Genomic DNA, 18667 nt, shown 5'->3' with positions numbered 1-18667 from the left:
TAAATATTAACTTAGTATCTAGAATAATAATTTTTTCTACAATAACAGCTCTATCTATAATATTAACAATTTCTATTTTTATTGCAACTTTTATGAATATTATAGAGTATACATAAATGCTAACAACATTTAAAATATTGTTAGCATTTCATGTGTTGAAATTAGTCTTTACCTTTTCAAAACCTATTTTATTGATTATTAAAATATTCAATAAATCACATATCGTTATATATAGGTCCACTACCTCCATTTGGTGGAGACCATTCTATATTTTGTTGAGGATCTTTTATATCACATGTTTTACAATGAATACAATTTTCTGGAGATATTTTTAATATTATATTATTGTTTTTATTTTCATATTTATAAACACCAGCAGGACAATATCTAGTTTCTAATTGCCCATACTTTTCATTATTTATTTTCGTATTATCTATAATGTTATGTACAATCAAATGATTTTTCTGATTTTTATCATATTTTATATTAGATAAATATATGGAGCTTTCAATATCAAAAGTTGTTTTATTATCATGTATTGGATATTTTATATTTTTATATTTATTTTTGTTTTGTGTAAATAAATGATCACTAATTTTTTTGTGTATATTCCATATAAAAAAACCATTTAAAATTTTTTGCTCTATAAAATTCATAATAATAGCTAATATTGTACCTTTAGAAAACCAATTTCTATAATTTCTAGCTTTATATAGATCTTTATATAAATCAGAATTTATAAAAATACTATGTATCTCTTTGTTGATATCTATAGACTTTAGTTGTAATTTTGAAAAAATACTTTCAGCGACCATTTGACCACTTTCTATTGCACTATTGATACCTTTCATTTTTGCATTATTTAATAATCCAGCATTACAACCTATTAATATACCACCTTTGAAAGTCAATTTAGGTAAAGAAAATAAACCACCAGAAGTAATAGATTTTGCACCATATGAAATACGTTTACCATTTTTTAAAATATTTTTGATAAATGGATGTTTTTTGAAATTTTGAAATTCTTCAAAAGGAGATAACCATGGATTTTTATAATCTAATCCTATAATTGTACCTATAGATAATTGATTGTTACTCATATGATATATAAACGACCCTCCATATGTATTATAATTTAAAGGCCATCCAAATGTATGAATAACATGTCCTGCTTGGCTATTTTTTGGAGAAATTTCCCATAACTCTTTTATTCCAATCGAATAAGATTGAGGATCACTATTTTCATCCAAATTAAAATATTTTATAACTTTTTTACCTAAATGACCTCTAGATCCCTCACTTAATATACTATATTTAGCTAATATTTCTATAGTATTATTAATACCTTCTACTTTAATACCTTTAACACGATTATCATCAATAATAAGGTCTTTAGCAGCAAAGCTAGAAAATATATCTACACCTAAATTTTCTGCATATTGTGCCATCCATTTAGTAAAGTGTGTTAATTTGATCAAATAACATTCTTTATTTTTTAAGCTATTTGGTATAAAAAAATTATTTATTTTAAAAGCATTTTTTTGATTTAAATAAAAAAATTCATCTTTTGTAACTATAGATTCTATAGGAGCACCATATTTTTTCCACTGAGGTATTAGCATATCAATACCTCTTGTTTCTAATAAAGCGCCTGATAAAATATGTGCCCCTATTTCAACCCCTTTTTCTAAAATACATACACTTAAATCTATTTTTTTTTCTAAAGATATTTGTTTAAGCCTAATTGCAGCAGATAACCCAGCAGGACCACCACCTACTATTAAAATATCATATTTGATTTGTTCTGATTTTAACATAACGATAATTAGTTAGTTGTAATAATATTTATTATATTAAATATTAATTTTTTTAGATCATTAAAATAATTAATAGAATTTTATCTTTATTAATGAATAGTATAATATATTATTCAATTATAAGCCTCATCAAATAATAAATTAATTTATAATATAAAAAATTTATATATCAAATATACGGTAAAAATTAATATGACTAAATATATTTTTGTTACAGGCGGTGTTGTTTCTTCAATTGGAAAAGGTATTGCTGCAGCGTCTTTAGCTGCAATACTAGAATCACGTGGTTTAAAAGTAACTATTTTAAAGCTAGATCCATATATTAATGTAGATCCTGGAACAATAAGTCCTTTTCAACATGGAGAAGTTTTTGTAACTGAAGATGGTGCAGAAACTGATTTAGATTTAGGACATTATGAACGTTTTATTTCTATAAAAATGAAAAAAACTAATAATTTTACAACTGGACAAATATATGAATCTGTTATTCGTAAAGAAAGAAAAGGCGAATATTTAGGAAAAACTGTACAAGTAATTCCACATATTACTAATGAAATACAGGAATATATTATTAATGGAGTAAATGCTTCTACTAATAATGATGAAGATAAAATCGATATTGCTATAGTAGAAATTGGTGGTACAGTTGGTGATATAGAATCTTTACCATTTTTAGAAGCTGCACGTCAAATGAGTTTAAAACTTGGTAAAGAAAATTCTGTATTTGTACATTTAACTTTAGTACCATGGATTTCTACAGCTGGAGAATTAAAAACAAAACCTACTCAACATTCTGTACAAAAACTTAGGGAAATAGGTATTTATCCTAATGCTATATTATGTAGAGCAGATAGAAAAATTCCAGAAGAAGAAAAATTTAAAATTTCTATGTTTTCTAATGTACCAGTTAATGCAGTAATATCTATGTGTGATACAGATTCAATCTATAAAATTCCTTCCATGTTACATAAGCAAGGATTAGATTCAATTATATTAAAAATTATGAAGCTTGAAACTAAATTAGCTAATCTTTCAGTATGGGATAATTTAGTACATAATTTAGAAAATTATAAATATTGTATTAACATAGGAATTGTTGGTAAATATATTGATTCTAAAGAATCATATAAATCTTTAATAGAAGCATTATCACATGCTGGGATTCATACGAGTTCAAAAATTAATATTAAATATATAGATGCTGAGGAAATAGAAAATAATGGTTGTCAATGTTTAAAAAATTTAGATGGGATATTAGTTCCTGGAGGTTTTGGACAACGTGGAGTAGAAGGTAAAATTCTATCAATAAAATATGCTAGAGAAAATAATATACCTTTTCTTGGAATATGTTTAGGAATGCAACTTGCTATTGTAGAATTTGCTAGAAATGTATTAGGATTAAAAGAAGCAAATAGTACTGAATTTGATGCAAATACTAAGTACCCTATTGTGTTATTATTAAGTGAATGGGTAGAAACAAATGGCACAGTTCAATTAAGAGATGAAACATCTGATATAGGTGGCACAATGAGAAAAGGTGCTCAAAAAGTTGCAATTAAGCCAGGTACTAAAGCATTTGATATTTATGGTAAAGAAGTTAATGAAAGACATAGGCATAGATTTGAAGTAAACAAAAATTTTTTACATGATTTAGAAGCTAATGGTTTATTAGTAAGTTCTAAAACTAATTTAGATTTACCTGAAATTATTGAAATACCTAATCATTATTGGTTTATAGGAGTACAATTTCATCCAGAATTTACTTCCACACCAAGAAGTGGTCATCCATTATTTTCAAGTTATATTAATGCAGCTATAAAATACAATGTTCAAAAGGCACATTATGAAAATTCATAATTTTGAAATAAATAATCTTTTGACGCCATTATTTTTAATATCAGGTCCTTCCACAGTAGATTCTAAAAATCTTATTTTTGATACAGCTAATTATTTACAAGAGATAACTAATAAATTACATATAAATTTATTATTCAAATGCTCTTTTAATAAAGATAATAATATTTCAAATAATTCCTTTAGATGTTTAGAGCTTGATAAAGGTTTAGAAACTTTATATGAAGTAAAAAATAAATTAAATATTCCTATTATTACAGATGTAAATAATTTATCACAAATTGATTTATTTTCTTCTATAGTAGATGTTTTACAAATTCCAGAATTTTTATGTAAACAAATAGATTTTATATCTAAATGTGTATCTACTTTAAAACCTATAAATATTACAAAAGGTCAATTTTTGTCCCCATATGAAATGAAATTAATAGTTGACAAAGCTCGTAGTATTTCTATTAGTTCTGGTGGTGATGGTAAAAATATAATGATATGTGATAGTAGTGCTATTTGTTGTGGTTATAATAATATAGTCTCAGATATTAGGTCCATTATGATTATGAGAGAAAATAATTGTCCTATTATTTTTGATGCTAATTATTTATTACCAATAAACAATTTTAATACTAATATATTATCTCTTAGTAAAAATATAGAATTCGTCTCTGCATTGTCTCGTTCTGCAGTTGCTACAGGAATTTCTGGTATTTGTATAGAAACAGATATTAGAACAAAAACAGATTCTCTAAATTTTATGCCTTTATCATCAATGGAAACTTTATTAGAATCTTTATTAGAAATTGATTACTTAGTAAAAAATAAATTTTTATAAAAATATATTTGTATTATATACTTTTATATATATCTTATATGATGAGAGGATTTAAGATTATGAATACAATTGTAGATATTATTGGTAGAGAAATTCTTGATTCTAGAGGACAACCTACTGTAGAGTGTGATGTTATACTTGAATCAGGCATAATAGGAAGAGCTTCAGTTCCATCTGGAGCTTCTACAGGATCTAGAGAAGCTTTAGAATTACGAGATGAAGATTCCAATCGTTATCTTGGTAAAGGTGTTTTAAAAGCTGTAGAAAATATAAATAATGAAATTTCAGAATCTTTAATAGGCTTAGATTCACAAAATCAAAAACTTATTGATAATATTTTAATAGATTTAGATGGTACTGAGAATAAGGAAAGATTAGGAGCTAATGCTATTCTTGCAACAAGTATGGCTGTTTTAAAAGCTGCTGCTCAACAATCTAATTTACCATTATATAGGTACTTAGGAGGTATAGGTCCCATAAGCATGCCAGTTCCTATGATGAATATCATTAATGGTGGTGCTCATGCAAATAATAATTTAGATATTCAAGAATTTATGATTATTCCAGTAGGAGCTAAAAGTTTTAGAGAAGCTTTACGTTGGGGATCAGAAATTTTTCAAATTCTGAAAAAAATTATTCACAATAAAGGTCTGTCAACTGCTGTTGGAGATGAAGGTGGTTTTGCTCCTAATATATCTAATCATGATGAAGCAATAAAATTAATTATAAAAGCAATTATTGATGCTGGATATGAGCCAGGAAATCAAATATTTTTAGGGCTAGATTGTGCTTGTTCTGAATTATATCATGATGGGAAATATGTATTAAAAAGCGAAGGTAATTTATCTTTAAATTCAAAAGATTTTGTAAATATATTATCAAATTGGTGTGATCAATATCCTATTATTACTATAGAAGATGGTATGTCTGAAAATGATTGGGATGGTTGGGCATTATTAACTGAAAAGTTAGGTAGCAAAATACAATTAGTAGGTGATGATTTATTTGTAACAAATTCAAAAATTTTAAAGGAAGGAATAAATAAAAAAATAGCAAATTCTATTTTAATAAAAATTAATCAAATAGGTACAATTACTGAAACTTTTGAAGCTATTGATATGGCTAAACGTAATGGATATTCTTCTATAATATCTCATAGATCAGCAGAAACTGAAGATACCACTATTGCAGATATAGCTGTAGGTACTAATGTAATGCAAATAAAAACTGGTTCGTTATCAAGATCAGATAGAATGGCAAAGTATAATCAACTATTACGTATAGAAGAAGAGCTTACTACTTCATCAATATATGCTGGTTATAATGCTTTTTCTAAATTTAAAATTTAAATGTGTTAATAACAATAGAATGCTATCTATTGTTATTAAATATTTTGAATATAAATATATTACATGATATCTTTCCATTATAAACTTGAATTTTTTCATTTGGTATCATTCCTAAATATTTAGGTAAATAATTATCATCTGATAATATAGATAATTTCCAAAGCGGAAATTGATTTTTTAACTTTGTAGACCAATTTTTTAACCATATCTTATCATTTATATTTTCATATTTATCTATATGCATCCTATAACCATATGGAATATTTGTAATTAATAGTCCATTTGAGCATAAATATTTATTATTTATTTGATTAGCATCTTGACATATAAATTTAATATTTTTTTTGACCAAAGCTCTTTCTGCATTTTCATTACATATATCTATAGCTTTGGGATTTATATCAGAAGCGAATATAATTTTATCAGTCTTTTGTAAAATATTAGAATAAGCTTCTTCTTTTATTATTTTCCAATTATAATTATCATGATAAATTAAATTTTCAAATCCAAATGATCTTAAAATACCTGGTGGAATATTTAATAATGATTGCGCAGCTTCAATAGCAATAGTACCACTTCCACAAAAAGGATCTAAAATTATATTTTGATTTGAATAAGACATAGCAAGAAATCCTGATGCTAAATTTTCTTTAATCGGTGCATCTATTTTTGCAAATCTCCAACCTCTTTTAAATAATGGTTCTCCTGAAGAATCTATATACAATGTAGCAATATTTTTATTTAAAAATAAAAATATACGAATTTTAGGATTTTTTTTATCGACATCAGGTCTAACACCTTTAATTTTTCTTAATCTATCACATAATCCATCTTTCACTAAAAGATTACAATATTCTAGATTTTTAATAATAGATGCATGACCAGTAGTATCTATTCTAATAGAATTAGTATGTTCAAACCAATCTTCCCATTTAGTATGATAAGCTAATTCTCTTATATCGTTTTCTTTATTTATTTCAGCAGTTTTAATTTTAATAAATATTTTTGTGGCTATACGAGAGTATAGATTAGCTAACTGAATTCCTGTCCAATCAGATAATAAAGAACATCCTCCAATTTCTATAAAAATATTTGAAAAATTTTTATAAATTTTTTCTAGCTCTTTTTTTAGTACAAGTTCATTACCTATATTACATGATGCAAATACATTAAATGTTTTTTTTATATTTAAAGAATTAAAGGATGTAAAATTATTTTTTTTAATATAATTTGGTTCATTAATATCAAACTTTTTTCTATTATTTAGTAATTTATTTTTTTGATATATTCTAGCACCATTATTTTTATAATAAAAAACATTATTGATTTTATTAAAATTATTTGATGACATTGATATTTAATAGTAACTTTTTAAAAAATAATGTTGAACTTCAAAATTTATGATAAAAAATTATAATCTTGAAAAGCAATAAATATTAAAAAGAAAATTTAATTTTTTATCTAAATTTACCAAAATAAAATAGCTCTAAATATTAATATTTAGATAAAAATAAATCTATTTTATTTTCATTTTATAAAAGATTTAACAGCTTCTTGTTCTTTAAGTAACTCTGCTATATTGGTTTGTAACATAGTTTGAGAAAAATCATCAATAGCAAGATCTTTAACAATAACATAATCTCCTAATGATGTAATCAATGGAAAACCAAATATCATATCTTCTGGTATATTATATGAGCCATCTGATGGAATTCCCATGGTTACCCAATCTGAGTTTACATTACCTATTATCCAATCATGCATATGATTGATTATAGCATTAGCAGCTGATGCTGCAGAAGAAGATCCCCTTGCTTCTATAATAGTAGCTCCTCTATTACCAACACTTGGTATAAAAACATCTTTATTCCATTTTTGATCATTAATAATATCAGAAACTTTGTTATTACCAATAGTTGCAAATCTATAATCAGGGTACATACTTGGTGAATGATTACCCCATATTATCATTTTTCTAAAATTAGTAACTGGTGCATGTATTTTTGATGCTAATTGAGATATTGCTCTATTATAATCTAACCTTAAAAGTGCGCTAAAATTTTTTTTAGGCAAATCTTTTGCAGATTTCATTGTAATATATGTATTAGTATTAGCTGGATTTCCTACTACTAATACTTTAACATTACGATTGGCAACTTCATTCAATGCTTTACCTTGTATAGAAAATATTTCTGCATTTATTGATAAAAGATCTTTCCTTTCCATACCTGGACCTCTTGGCTGTGCACCAATTAGTATTGCCATATCTGCATCTTGAAAAGCTTTTTTAGGATCAGTGTTTATTGTAACATCTTCTAATAATGAAAAAGCACAGTCATCTAATTCCATTAATAAACCCTTTAAAGCTTTTTGTTTTTTAGAATTAGAAACTTCTAATAATTGAAGGATAATAGGCTGATCTTTACCTAACATTTCTCCAGAAGCAATTCTAAATATCATTGAATAACCTATTTGACCTGTTGCTCCTGTAATAGCTATACGCAATGCTTTTTTAGACATATTTATCTCCATTTATCCTTTAATTATTGAATATAGTGTGTAGCACTATATTCAATAATATAATTATTTATCTATTATAATTTTTTAGATATTTCTATACATTCTTGTTGAGCATCTATAACTGCTAATGCAGTCATATTCACTATTCTTCTTACTGTAGTAGTATTAGTAAGTATATGTACAGGTCTGGATGATCCTAATAATATAGGTCCTATAGTAACCCCAGCCCCCCCAATCATTTTTACAAGATTATAAGAAATATTACCTGCATCTAAATTAGGCATAACTAATAAATTAGCTTTTCCAGTTAATTGACTATCTGGCATAGATATTTTTCTAATATTTTCAGATAGTGCTGCATCTGCATGCATCTCACCATCAACTTCTAAATCTGGACTTATATTTTTAATTATAGAAACAGCTAAAGACATTTTTTTAGCAGATTCATTAGATTTGCTACCAAAATTTGAATTAGATAATAATGCTATTTTTGGTATTAAACCAAATTTTTTAACTTGTTTAGCTGCTTGAATAGTAATATTGGCTATTTCTTCAGAAGTTGGATTTTCATTAACATGAGTATCTGTAATAAATAATATTTGATCTTGTAATAGTAGGACATTGAGAGCAGCATAAGTTTGACCATCTTTTTTCTTAATAATATCATCTACATATTTTAATTGATTATCATATTTACTGGAAACTCCACATAATAAAGCATCTCCATCACCTTTGCGAAGAAGCATGGCCCCTATAATAGTATTATGTTTTCTAATCATAGATCTTGCAATATCAGGAGTTACTCCGATTCTCTTTTTAAGATCATAGTAATCTTTCCACATATCTTTGCATTTGAAATTAGTTTCAGGATCTATAATTTTAATGTCTTGATCTACTTTAATTCTAAGACCTAACCTACTAATTGTTGCAGTAATTACATCATTTCTACCAATTAGTATTGGATATGCTAACTTTTCATCTACAATATTTTGTACTGCTCTTATAACTTTTTCATCTTCTCCATCAGCATAAATTACTCTCTTAGGGTCTTTTTTAGCTTGTGAAAAAATAGGTAGCATAGTTTGTCCAGAACGATAAACATATGACATAAGTTTCTGTTTATATTCTTCAATATTTTGTATTGGTCTTGTAGCTACACCTGACTCTGATGCAGACTGAGCTACTGCAGATGCTATATATACTATTAATCTTGGATCAAATGGTTTTGGTATGATATATTCTGGTCCAAAAGTTAGATTTTGACCAGCATATGCTAATGCAACTTCATCATTTTGTTCTTCTTGGGCTAATTTAGCAATTGCTTTTACACATGCTAATTTCATTTCTTCTGTAATATGAGTAGCACCACAATCTAATGCTCCTCTAAAAATAAAAGGAAAACAAAGAACATTATTAACTTGGTTAGGAAAATCTGATCTACCAGTTGCAATTATACAATCAGGCCTTGCTTCTTTTGCTAAATTAGGTAAAATTTCTGGTTCAGGATTAGCTAAAGCCAATATTAAAGGTTTAGGAGCCATTGTTTTAACCATTTCTTGAGTTAAAACTTTTGCTTTAGAGCATCCAAGGAATACATCAGCTCCTTTAATTATATCTGATAGTGTTCTATCAGATGTTTTTTGAGCATAACGTTTTTTAGTAATTTCCATATTACTATCACGACCATCCCATATAACACCTTTAGAATCTGCAACATAAATATTTTCTACTTTAGCTCCTAATTTAACTAGAAGATCTAAACATGCTATAGCTGCAGCACCTGCCCCAGAGCAAGCTATTTTTACATTTTTTAAATCTTTATCTAATACTTTTAATCCATTTAGTATAGCAGCTGAAGAAATTATAGCGGTACCATGTTGATCATCATGAAAAACAGGAATTTTTACTTTTTCTTTTAATTTTTTTTCTATATAAAAACATTCAGGTGCTTTGATATCTTCTAAATTTATTCCTCCAAGAGTTGGTTCTAATGCAGCAATTATGTCTACTAATTTATCAGGATCTTTTTCATTTAGTTCTATATCAAATACATCAATACCAGCAAATTTTTTAAATAAACAACCTTTACCTTCCATTACTGGTTTAGATGCTAACGGTCCTATATCACCTAAACCTAATACAGCCGTTCCATTAGAAATAACTCCAACTAAATTAGCACGTGAAGTGTATTTAGCAGCAGCTATATCTCCATGCTCATAAATTTCCATACATGGTACTGCTACTCCAGGAGAATATGCTAAAGATAAATCATCTTGATTTGATAAAGGTTTAGTAGGATTAACTGATATTTTACCTGAGCTTGGGTACATATGATAATCCAATGCTCTTTTATTTAAGTTATTTTTCATAAATTTATTCGATTAAAAAATTCTTCATTAACAAATTATTGCTTCTTTATCATTGGGAAAAAAATTTATAGATACAAAATACAAGTTTCAAATGCATAATATATTATAATCTGTTATTATTCATAAGAACAGATTTAATTTAAAATCTGATTTGAGATATGTATATTAATCGTATACTCATAGTATTTATAGTTTTATAACATAAACAAATATTCTTCAATACTAAAATTTTATAAACTTGCTGTTTGCTGTTATTATGCAACTTGTTTTACATGATATTAATATAGTATTTTATTTGATATCTTCAAAGGTTTATAATTAATTGATCAATATTGTATATGCATCGTAGCTTTATAAGATTTATAGTGTATATACGTTGTAGTTTTATTTGTGTATTGTATAAATAGTCTAAAATTATATAAAATATTGTTGTAGTTTTACATGTTTTATAAAAATATTTTTTTACACCAAGAATTGCATCGTGGGATGTTCGAAAAGGTGAAGCAAATTATGTCATCAAATAAAGATTTACTTTCAAATTCATATTTATTCGGAACAAATGCGTCATATATTGAGGAACTTTATGAGAATTATATAAAGAACCCTTCATCTGTAAAAGGTGAATGGCGTAATTTTTTTGATAAAATCCAAAATTCTTCTAATAATGAAGAATTAACCAATAACAAAGATATTATTCATTCTTCTATAATAGATCATTTTATTCAAATATCTAAAAACAGAAAAAAATATATTTTCAAAAATACTCATGAATCTGAAATTAATGATAATTCAGAGATTTTCAATTTAATAAATGCATATAGATTACTTGGTCATCATAATGCTAATTTAGATCCTTTAAAAATAAAAATTAAAGATAATTTACCTGAATTAGATCCATTAAATTATAATTTAACAAAAGATGATTTAAATAAACCATTTAATAGTAAAAATACATATTTTCAAAAATCTAAATTATCACTTAAAGAAGCAATAGAATTATTAAAAAAAACATATTGTTCTTCTATTGGTTTAGAGTATATGCATATTTCTAATGCTTCTGCAAGAAATTGGATTCAAGAAAAAATGGAATCTACTTTAGCATCTAAAGAGTTTAATAAAAATGAAAAAATAAATATATTAAATCAATTAACAATATCTGAAGGTTTAGAAAAATTTTTACATACTACATATGTAGGTCAAAAAAGATTTTCACTAGAAGGTGGAGAAAGCTTTATAGTTTCTATGGATGAAGCTGTAAATAGTGCAGCTAAGCTAGGTGTTGAAGAAATAGTAATAGGTATGGCTCATAGAGGTAGACTAAATCTTTTAGTAAATATTATGGGCAAAAGACCTAGAGATTTATTTGATGAATTTGAAGGCAAATATGCTCAAAACTGTACTGATGGAGATGTAAAATATCATAATGGATTTTCTAGTGATGTTACTACTAGATCTGGAAATACTATACATTTATCCTTGGCATTTAACCCATCACATTTAGAGATTGTTAATCCAGTTGTAGAAGGTAGTGTACGTGTACGTCAAGAAAAGAGAGAAAAGGAAAGTTTCAATAAAGTATTACCTATATTAGTGCATGGAGATTCTGCATTTGCTGGTCAAGGTGTAGTTATGGAAACTTTAAATTTATCACAAACTCGTGGCTATACAACCGGTGGAACTTTACATATTATTATTAATAATCAAATTGGGTTTACTACATCTAATATAAAAGATACTAGATCTACAGAATATTGTACAGGTATAGCTAAATCATTTGATGCTCCTATATTTCATGTTAATGGAGATGACCCAGAGGCAGTAGCATTTGTTACACAATTAGCATTAGAATATCGTATGATATTTAATCACGATATTGTTATTGATATTATATGTTTTCGTAAGTTAGGTCATAATGAGCAAGATACTCCATCTTTAACACAGCCAATTATGTATAAACATATTGCTCAGCATCCAGGTACTAGAAAATTATATGCAGATAAGTTAGTTGCAGAAAAAATTTTAGAAAATAATGATGTTGATAATTTTGTAAAAAATTACAGAGATATTTTGAATGATGGTTCTAAAACCATAGTACCTATTATTAGTTCAACTGATAGTCAATATTCTGTTAACTGGTCTTCTTATTTAAATATAGCATGGACTAATGATGCAAATACTGCAGTACCATATGAAAAATTGAAACAATTAGGTCATAAAATAACTACTGTTCCAGAATCTTTTAAATTACATACATTAGTTGCTAAATTAATAAAAGATAGAAGACGTATGATAGATGGTGAAATAAATTTAGACTATGGTATGGGAGAACATCTTGCATTTGCAAGTTTATTAGATGATGGATATCCAGTAAGAATTACAGGTCAAGATTCTGGTAGAGGTACATTTACACATAGACATGCAGTATTACATAATCAAGACAATTCGGATACTTACATACCTTTACAAAATTTATCAGAATATCAGGCAAAATTTAAAGTTGTTGATTCAGTTCTTTCTGAAGAAGCTGTACTAGGATTTGAGTATGGTTATTCATGTTCTGCTCCTAATATTTTGACTATTTGGGAAGCACAATTTGGAGATTTTGCTAATGGAGCGCAAGTTGTAATAGATCAATTTATAAGTTCAGGTGAAGCAAAGTGGGGACGTCAGAGTGGTTTAACAATGATGCTACCTCATGGCTATGAAGGTCAAGGACCTGAACATTCTTCAGCTCGCATAGAACGTTTTTTACAATTATGTGCTGATAATAATATGCAGGTAGTTCAGCCTACAACTGCTGCACAAATATTTCATTTGTTACGCCGTCAAATGGTTAGACTTATTAGAAAACCTTTAGTAATTTTTACTCCCAAATCTCTTTTGCGTAATAAAGATGCAAGTTCTATTTTATCTGATTTTACTGATAAAAATTTTCAGCCTATTATAGGTGAAATAGACAATTCTATACAGAATAGTTCTGTAAAAAAAATTATATTTTGTTCAGGTAAAGTATATTATGACTTATTGCACTATAGAACAGAAAAAAATTTAAAAAATGTTGCGATAATTAGAATAGAACAAATATATCCTATTACTGTTAAAGATCTTAATTTAGAAATTAATAAATATTTCAATGCAGTTGATATCGTTTGGGTTCAAGATGAACCAAAAAATCAAGGTGCCTGGTCATTTATTAATAAATATATATATGATGCTATGCTAAATGGTCAAAAATTAAGATATTCTGGTCGTATAGCTTCATCTTCTCCAGCAGTTGGATATATGTCAAAACATCAAGAACAGCAGAAATCACTCATAGCAAAGGCATTTTCTAACGATATTGAGATTTTTTTATCAAAATGATAATTTAATTATTTAAATGATATATTAGTATTTAATTTTTATAAAATTTATGGAATTTATTATGTCTATAATCGAAGTTGTTGTACCTCAGCTTTCAGAGTCTATCTCAGAAGCAACAATGCTAAATTGGAAGAAAGCAGTTGGTTCTTATGTTGAATTAGGAGAGATATTAATAGAGCTTGAAACTGATAAAGTAGTACTAGAAGTTCCAGCTCCATCATCTGGAATATTGGTAGAAATTATTAAATCTGATGGTAGTGTCGTCACTTCAGGTGATTTAATTGCAAAAATTGATAAATCAGCTACTATAGTTACGAGCAATAAATCTAAAGATACTATTCCTAATATAGAAAACAATCTATCTAACAATGATAAGGATCATCATCAAAAAGAAAAAATAGCTTCTCCATCAGCAACTAAAATATTAGCAGAAAAAAATATAAATATTGATTCAATTAATGGAACTGGTAGAGATGGAAGAATTACAAAAGAAGATGCCTTAAATGCAAATAGTATTTTGCAAACAAATCATCTATCACAGGAAAATATAAATAGTGATATAAATCTTAGAGATGAACAACGTGTTCCTATGAGCAGATTACGTGCACGTATAGCTGAGCGTTTATTACAATCTCAAAGAGAAAATGCTATATTAACAACATTCAATGAAGTTAATATGCAATCTATTATTGAATTGCGTAAAACTTATAAAGATAAATTTGAAAAAAAACATGGTGTTAAATTAGGTTTTATGTCATTTTTTGTAAAAGCTGCTGTGGAAGCTTTAAAACAATATCCTCTTATTAATGCATCTATTGATGGTAAAGATATAATATATCATGGATATTTTGATATAGGTATAGCTGTTGGAAGTCCTAGAGGTTTAGTTGTCCCAATATTACGTAATGCTGATCAACTTTCTATTGCTGAAATAGAAATGAAAATATCTGATTTTGGGAAAAGAGCAGCAATTGGTAAATTAGATATTGAAGAAATGACAGGTGGAACTTTTTCCATTTCTAATGGAGGAGTATTTGGTTCTATGTTATCAACACCAATTATTAATCCTCCACAATCAGCTATATTAGGTATTCATGCTACAAAAGAAAGACCTGTAGTTGAAAATGGACAAATTGTAATCCGTCCAATGAATTATCTTGCATTATCATATGATCATCGTATTATAGATGGTAGAGAAGCTGTTTTAGGATTAGTAGCTATAAAAGAATCTTTGGAAGATCCACAAAGATTATTATTAGATTTATAAGATATTTGATAAATACATATTGAATTATAAATAATAATTCAATATGTATTTTATTTATGCTAATATTTTGAATAGGAACATTATGAATAATAAATTTGATCTAATTGTAATAGGTGCTGGTCCTGGTGGTTATATAGCAGCTATTAGGGCATCTCAGTTAGGAATGTCAGTTGCATGTATTGATGCATGGAGTAATATTAATGGTAATCCGGCACCTGGTGGTACATGTACAAATGTAGGATGTATACCATCAAAAGCTTTATTACAATCTTCAGAATATTTTGATCATGTAAATCATTCATTTCATACTCATGGTATAGAAATTTCTAATGCAAAAATCAATATAAATAATTTTTTAAAAAGAAAAGATAATATAGTTAAACAAAATAATGAAGGTATTCTATATTTATTTAAAAAAAATAAGGTATCATTTTTTCATGGTAAAGGATCTTTTTTTGGTAAAGAAAATGATCAATGGTTAATTAAAGTTAAAAATAAAGAAGAATCTATATTATCTGCTAAAAATGTTATTATAGCAACTGGATCAATAGCTAGAGAATTTCCTAATATTGCTTTTGATGAACAAACAATATTATCTAATGATGGTGCATTAAGTATAAATACAGTTCCTAAAAAACTTGGAATCATAGGTGCTGGAGTTATAGGTTTAGAGTTAGGAAGTGTATGGAGAAGATTAGGTGCAGATGTAACAATTTTAGAATCTGCTCCTAATTTCCTTGCAGCAGCAGATTCTCAAATATCTAAAGAAGCTTTTAAATTATTTACAAAACAAGGATTAAAAATTAATGTAGGTATTGAAGTTAAAGATATTAGTTATTCTAAAAATTCTGTTTCTGTTAAATACAAAGATTCTTCCTCAAATAATCATGAAATAATTTTCGACAAATTAATAGTGTCTATAGGGCGCATCCCATTTACAAAAGATTTAAATGCAGAATCTGTAGGATTAACTTTAGATAGTAAAGGTTTTATTTCTGTTGATAATTATTGCAAAACAAATTTACAAAATATTTGGGCTATTGGTGATGTAGTAAGAGGACCAATGTTAGCTCATAAAGCAGAAGAGGAAGGTGTTTTCGTTGCAGAAATGATTGCAGGACAAAAAGGACATTTAAATTTTAACAATATACCTTGGGTAATTTATACATCACCAGAAATAGCTTGGGTTGGTAAAAATGAGCAACAATTGAAAGAATTAAAGAGAGATTATAAAATAGGTAGTTTTCCATTTATAGCAAATGGTAGGGCTCGTGCTTTAGGTGATACATCTGGTTTTGTTAAAATTATAGCTGATAAATATACAGATGAAGTATTAGGTGTACATATAATTGGTGCTATGGCATCTGAGTTAATTTCTGAAGCTGTTACAATTATGGAATTTAAAGGTTCATCTGAAGATATTGCTAGAATTTGGCATGCTCATCCTACATTATCTGAATCATTAAAAGAAGCAGCTTTAGCATTAGATAATAGATCTTTAAATTATTAAAACTTAAAAAAAGTTAACTATTAAAATAGATAATAGTTAACTTTTTTATTAAAAAATATTTCTATTTCTTTATATGAAACAACGCATTTTAACTGGTATTACAACTTCTGGAACACCTCATTTAGGTAACTATGCAGGTGCAATTCGTCCCGCAATAAAAAATAGTAATTTATCTAATATTGAATCTTTTTTCTTTTTAGCTGATTACCATGCATTAGTTAAATGTCAAGATGCAAATCGTATTCATCAATCATGTTTACAATTAGCAGCTACTTGGTTAGCTTCTGGTTTAAATCCTGAAAAAGTTATATTTTACCGTCAATCTGATGTAATAGAAATTACTGAATTATCATGGATTTTAACATGTGTAACAAATAAGGGATTAATGAATAGAGCACATGCTTATAAATCTTTAATAGATCAAAATATATTAAATGGGTTAGATAAAGATTATGGAATCAATATGGGTCTCTACAATTATCCTATATTGATGGCAGCTGATATATTGCTATTTAAAGCAAATCGTATACCAGTAGGTAGAGATCAATTACAACATATTGAAATAGCAAGAGATATTGCTATAAAATTTAATAATATATATGAAGTTAATTATTTCGTTCTTCCAGAAGCATATATTTCTAAAGATGTAGAAATATTACCAGGTCTTGATGGAAGAAAAATGTCTAAAAGCTATAATAATACTATACCTTTGTTTGAATGTAACTCAAAAGATTTATATAAATATATAATGAGTATTGTAACAGATTCTAGTAAACCTGGAGAGTATAAAGAATCTAAAAATTCTATTATATATTTATTATACAAAGCATTTTCAAATCATGAAGACTCTAGTCAATTTTATAAAGATTTAAATCAAGGAATGTCTTGGAAGGAAGCTAAATTATCATTATTCAATCTTATTAATAGAGAAATAGAACCAATGAGAGAGAAGTATATTGAATTAATATCAAAGCCATCATTTTTAAAAGAAATTTTATTGAATGGAGCAAAAAAAGCTAAGATTATTGCACAAAAAAATATAAATCAAGTTAAGGAAATTATAGGAATAAATGATTTTTAAGTTTTATAATTTATTATGAATATAAACTTTATTTATGATTAATTGAGCCTCGTTAACATAATGAGAAGAACTAAAATTTTTAATCACATCTTGTGACCTTTTTATTGCAGCTAGATATTCTTTTTTTCTATAATAAAAGTTTGCTATATTTAATTCTCTATATGCTAATATATTATCTAAATAATATAAATGTTTTTTAGCATTAGAGAAATATTTGCTTTCAGGATAATTGATAATTAGTTCATTCAATTTGCTGTAGGAAAATAAAATTTTTCTATTTTCTAAATCATATTTTTTTCTTATTTTATAAAATATATTTTTTTTATTTTTGTTTAAATATGTAGTTCCTTGTAAGTATAATAAATAATCGTTCATAGTGTCAGGATATAATATATTTATTTTATTTACTAATTGCTCTAATAATTGTATGTCTCCAGTATTTGAATATATATAAGCTAAATCTGTTAAGATAATTTTGATTTCATTGCTATTATGAGATTTACTTTTTAATATTAATAGTATTTTTATTGCATCTTCCCAATTACTATTCTTTATATATGTTTGTGAAATTTCATATAAAGACTTAAATTCTTGATTTCTATTATTAGCATAACTTTTATTTAATAAAAATATAATACATATAAAAAAAATACATACATGTTTGATGAAATTAATAAACATAAGTAATAATACAAATATCCTTTTTTA

Annotated in this window: 12 protein-coding genes; 7 read left to right on the top strand and 5 right to left on the bottom strand. The window is 26.4% G+C overall.

What is annotated here, in order from left to right:
• Positions 1 to 215: 215 nt before the first annotated feature.
• Positions 216 to 1817, bottom strand: coding sequence for an electron transfer flavoprotein-ubiquinone oxidoreductase (locus tag CKSOR_RS02165; protein ID WP_108673952.1), 1602 nt, complete (start codon positions 1815 to 1817; stop codon positions 216 to 218).
• A 192-nt stretch (positions 1818 to 2009) separates the two neighbouring features.
• On the opposite strand from CKSOR_RS02165, the gene CKSOR_RS02160 reads away from it, so the two are divergent.
• Genes CKSOR_RS02160 through eno form a run of 3 tightly spaced genes read left to right on the top strand, consistent with a single transcriptional unit; the run spans position 2010 to position 5849 of the window.
• The gene (locus tag CKSOR_RS02160; RefSeq protein ID WP_108673951.1) at positions 2010 to 3674 is read left to right on the top strand and encodes a CTP synthase; all 1665 of its coding nucleotides are present in this window, start codon (positions 2010 to 2012) and stop codon (positions 3672 to 3674) included.
• Positions 3661 to 4500 carry a DAHP synthetase I family protein gene (locus CKSOR_RS02155; RefSeq protein ID WP_161539539.1) on the top strand — a complete coding sequence of 280 codons (840 nt, stop codon included), beginning with the start codon at positions 3661 to 3663 and terminating at the stop codon, positions 4498 to 4500. Before CKSOR_RS02160 ends, CKSOR_RS02155 begins: the two co-directional genes overlap by 14 nt.
• 59 nt (positions 4501 to 4559) lie before the next feature.
• The gene (gene eno, locus CKSOR_RS02150) at positions 4560 to 5849 is read left to right on the top strand and encodes a phosphopyruvate hydratase (RefSeq protein ID WP_108673949.1); all 1290 of its coding nucleotides are present in this window, start codon (positions 4560 to 4562) and stop codon (positions 5847 to 5849) included.
• 22 nt (positions 5850 to 5871) lie between these two features.
• Here eno and CKSOR_RS02145 read toward each other — a convergent pair whose 3' ends face one another.
• From CKSOR_RS02145 to CKSOR_RS02135, 3 genes are all read right to left on the bottom strand, one after another.
• The gene (locus tag CKSOR_RS02145) at positions 5872 to 7200 is read right to left on the bottom strand and encodes a THUMP domain-containing class I SAM-dependent RNA methyltransferase (protein WP_108673948.1); all 1329 of its coding nucleotides are present in this window, start codon (positions 7198 to 7200) and stop codon (positions 5872 to 5874) included.
• Positions 7201 to 7376: 176 nt separating this feature from the next.
• The gene (locus CKSOR_RS02140; RefSeq protein ID WP_108673947.1) at positions 7377 to 8369 is read right to left on the bottom strand and encodes a malate dehydrogenase; all 993 of its coding nucleotides are present in this window, start codon (positions 8367 to 8369) and stop codon (positions 7377 to 7379) included.
• A 74-nt stretch (positions 8370 to 8443) separates the two neighbouring features.
• On the bottom strand, positions 8444 to 10738 hold the full coding sequence (locus tag CKSOR_RS02135; protein WP_108673946.1) for an NADP-dependent malic enzyme: 2295 nt from the start codon (positions 10736 to 10738) through the stop codon (positions 8444 to 8446).
• Positions 10739 to 11248: 510 nt separating this feature from the next.
• Between CKSOR_RS02135 and CKSOR_RS02130 the strand changes: the two genes are divergently transcribed.
• From CKSOR_RS02130 to trpS, 4 genes are all read left to right on the top strand, one after another.
• Entirely contained in the window at positions 11249 to 14101 is a 2853-nt protein-coding gene (locus CKSOR_RS02130; RefSeq protein WP_108673945.1) for a 2-oxoglutarate dehydrogenase E1 component, read from the top strand.
• A 61-nt stretch (positions 14102 to 14162) separates the two neighbouring features.
• Complete coding sequence (gene odhB, locus CKSOR_RS02125) at positions 14163 to 15368, top strand: 2-oxoglutarate dehydrogenase complex dihydrolipoyllysine-residue succinyltransferase (protein ID WP_108673944.1); 1206 nt, start codon at positions 14163 to 14165, stop codon at positions 15366 to 15368.
• Positions 15369 to 15450: 82 nt separating this feature from the next.
• Positions 15451 to 16878, top strand: coding sequence for a dihydrolipoyl dehydrogenase (gene lpdA, locus CKSOR_RS02120; RefSeq protein WP_108673943.1), 1428 nt, complete (start codon positions 15451 to 15453; stop codon positions 16876 to 16878).
• Positions 16879 to 16951: 73 nt separating this feature from the next.
• Entirely contained in the window at positions 16952 to 17959 is a 1008-nt protein-coding gene (gene trpS / locus CKSOR_RS02115; protein WP_108673942.1) for a tryptophan--tRNA ligase, read from the top strand.
• Positions 17960 to 17962: 3 nt separating this feature from the next.
• Here trpS and bamD read toward each other — a convergent pair whose 3' ends face one another.
• Positions 17963 to 18640: an outer membrane protein assembly factor BamD gene (gene bamD / locus CKSOR_RS02110; protein WP_108673941.1), complete on the bottom strand. Its 678-nt coding sequence runs from the start codon at positions 18638 to 18640 to the stop codon at positions 17963 to 17965.
• Positions 18641 to 18667 lie beyond the last annotated feature (27 nt).

It is taken from the genome of Candidatus Kinetoplastibacterium sorsogonicusi, assembly GCF_003072465.1.
In the GTDB taxonomy this organism is placed as follows: Bacteria; Pseudomonadota; Gammaproteobacteria; order Burkholderiales; family Burkholderiaceae_B; genus Kinetoplastidibacterium; species Kinetoplastidibacterium kentomonadis.
This window is presented reverse-complemented; position numbering and strand designations above follow the sequence as displayed.

Excerpts from the sequence above, each read along its gene's own strand:
- eno (WP_108673949.1), top strand. The coding sequence starts at position 4,560 with ATGAATACAATTGTAGATATTATTGGTAGAGAAATTCTTGATTCTAGA.
- CKSOR_RS02140 (WP_108673947.1), bottom strand. The coding sequence starts at position 8,369 with ATGTCTAAAAAAGCATTGCGTATAGCTATTACAGGAGCAACAGGTCAA.
- bamD (WP_108673941.1), bottom strand. The coding sequence starts at position 18,640 with ATGTTTATTAATTTCATCAAACATGTATGTATTTTTTTTATATGTATT.
- CKSOR_RS02160 (WP_108673951.1), top strand. The coding sequence starts at position 2,010 with ATGACTAAATATATTTTTGTTACAGGCGGTGTTGTTTCTTCAATTGGA.
- CKSOR_RS02130 (WP_108673945.1), top strand. The coding sequence starts at position 11,249 with ATGTCATCAAATAAAGATTTACTTTCAAATTCATATTTATTCGGAACA.
- CKSOR_RS02145 (WP_108673948.1), bottom strand. The coding sequence starts at position 7,200 with ATGTCATCAAATAATTTTAATAAAATCAATAATGTTTTTTATTATAAA.
- trpS (WP_108673942.1), top strand. The coding sequence starts at position 16,952 with ATGAAACAACGCATTTTAACTGGTATTACAACTTCTGGAACACCTCAT.
- CKSOR_RS02165 (WP_108673952.1), bottom strand. The coding sequence starts at position 1,817 with ATGTTAAAATCAGAACAAATCAAATATGATATTTTAATAGTAGGTGGT.
- odhB (WP_108673944.1), top strand. The coding sequence starts at position 14,163 with ATGTCTATAATCGAAGTTGTTGTACCTCAGCTTTCAGAGTCTATCTCA.
- lpdA (WP_108673943.1), top strand. The coding sequence starts at position 15,451 with ATGAATAATAAATTTGATCTAATTGTAATAGGTGCTGGTCCTGGTGGT.
- CKSOR_RS02135 (WP_108673946.1), bottom strand. The coding sequence starts at position 10,738 with ATGAAAAATAACTTAAATAAAAGAGCATTGGATTATCATATGTACCCA.
- CKSOR_RS02155 (WP_161539539.1), top strand. The coding sequence starts at position 3,661 with ATGAAAATTCATAATTTTGAAATAAATAATCTTTTGACGCCATTATTT.